General features: G+C 58.2%; 1 protein-coding gene. It reads right to left on the bottom strand.

What is annotated here, in order from left to right:
* A partial coding sequence (locus Q7L55_03090) for a cadherin-like domain-containing protein (protein ID MDO8731546.1) occupies nt 1–1,917 on the bottom strand: 1,917 nt, incomplete at both ends.

Raw genomic sequence — 1,917 nt, 5'->3', positions numbered from 1 at the left:
GTGGCTCCCGCCAGCAGGCTGGCGGCACTGATGGTCAGCGCCGTGTCCTCATCGGTCGAGACACTCTTGGCCTGGGCTACCGGCACATTATTGCGGCCATCGATATAAACGTCACCATCGGCGAAGCGTAACGTTTCGATTCCTCTCACTACGTCGTTTCCATCTGCGCCCACTAGCGTTGCCGCCCCCTGGTCGCCACGAGTGATCTGATAATCAGACCGGTTACCAGAGAATACGGCAACATCGCTGCCAACACCGCCGATGAGGGTATCGTTGCCGGCTCCGCCGGTCAGGGTGTCGTTGCCAGAATCCCCGATAATTTGGTCGGCTCCGGCAGTTCCGGTAAGAACATCGTTACCGGAGGAGCCAAGAGTAGCGCCATCGACATCCCCCACGACCGCTGAGGTGATTTTGGACTGAAGGTCCGACCCAGTATAGTTCGCGACCACGTCGGCCAAAGTCGCTGCATTGCCGTCCATAACCGCCTGTTCCAGGCGCTGGGAGACCTCTCCCTGGGCCACCACGGCAACCTTGGCAAGCCCTTCAAGCAGACCTGCTCCTGCGTTAACAGTCGCGGCGACATCTATAAGTGCTGAATTGGTACTGGCAATCACGCTCGCCGCGCCAGAGACAACACTGTCCACCGCAAGCACTTGCTCCGAAGACAGGCCACTCAAAGTGGCTGACTGGCTTATGACTGCGGCGACTTGATCGACATTGCTCAGATCAACGGCATGAGGATCATTTGCTATCGCATTCGCAAGTGCATCGAATATGGCACTCACAGCTGCTTCTTTTGTTTCGACACCAGAACCCGAAAGAACGGCGGAAGCCTGGAAGACTGTGTTCTGGACCAAGATACTGGCTGCAAGGACGGCTCCTCCCAGATTCGCAAAAGCATCATCCTGTGAGAGGGTGGCCTTAACCGGATCAAGGTGGCCGAGTTGAATCCCCATCGGGGTCTCGGTAGAAGACAGACTGAAAGCGGATCGGACAAGATATTCCGCCTGTGCCTGTCCATTCCCTTTTTCCATGAGTGCGGCAACGAGTGTCGTCAGTGGCGTGATCGTCGTAGACCCTTCCGGCGCGCGCATCACGCCATTGAAGGCGACACCGGTTGAAGCATCCACCCCACCTGAAAGCGTGAGGTGCCCAGAACCTCCAATGAGTGTGAACCGTCCGTCGCTCCCGGTTGTCGCCCATGCCTCACCGGAATCCAGCTGGCCATTGCCATTCGCATCCGCAAAGACCGTGGCTCCCTCGATATAGCCATCAATCGCCTGGCCAGAGGTTACCTGTGCGACGTTCACTGTCACTGTATTGGTTGTCAGCCCACCTTGGTCATCGGAGACACTATAATCGAATGATGCTATGCCATAAAAATCAATATTTGGCATGAATACGACATCACCATTTCCATCAAGAGTTACAATTCCATTCACGGCATTGCCCACGCCGGACAGGGTCAGGGCATCGCCGTCCACGTCGGTGGCTTCCGCCAGCAAGCTGGCCGCACTGATGGTCAGCGCCGTGTCCTCATCGGTCGAGACACTCTTGATCTGGGCCACCGGCGCATCGTTGACCGCCGCCACCGCCACACTCACCGTCCTGGTGCTGGTGCCGCCCTGGCCGTCGGAGATGGTGTAGTCGAAGCTGGCGGCTCCGTTGAAATCGGCATCCGGCGTGAACACCGCATCGCCATTGACGTCAATGGAGGCGGTGCCGCCCAAAGCGTTGCCGACGCCGGACAGGCTCAGGGTATCGCCGTCCACATCGGTGGCTCCCGCCAGCAGGCTGGCGGCACTGATGGTCAGCGCCGTGTCCTCATCGGTCGAGACACTCTTGGCCTGGGCTACCGGCACATTATTGCGGCCATCGATATAAACGTCACCATCGGCGAAGCGTAACGTTTCGATT

It is taken from the genome of Actinomycetota bacterium (genome assembly GCA_030650795.1).
Classification (GTDB): Bacteria; Actinomycetota; Actinomycetes; order S36-B12; family S36-B12; genus UBA11398.
This window is presented reverse-complemented; position numbering and strand designations above follow the sequence as displayed.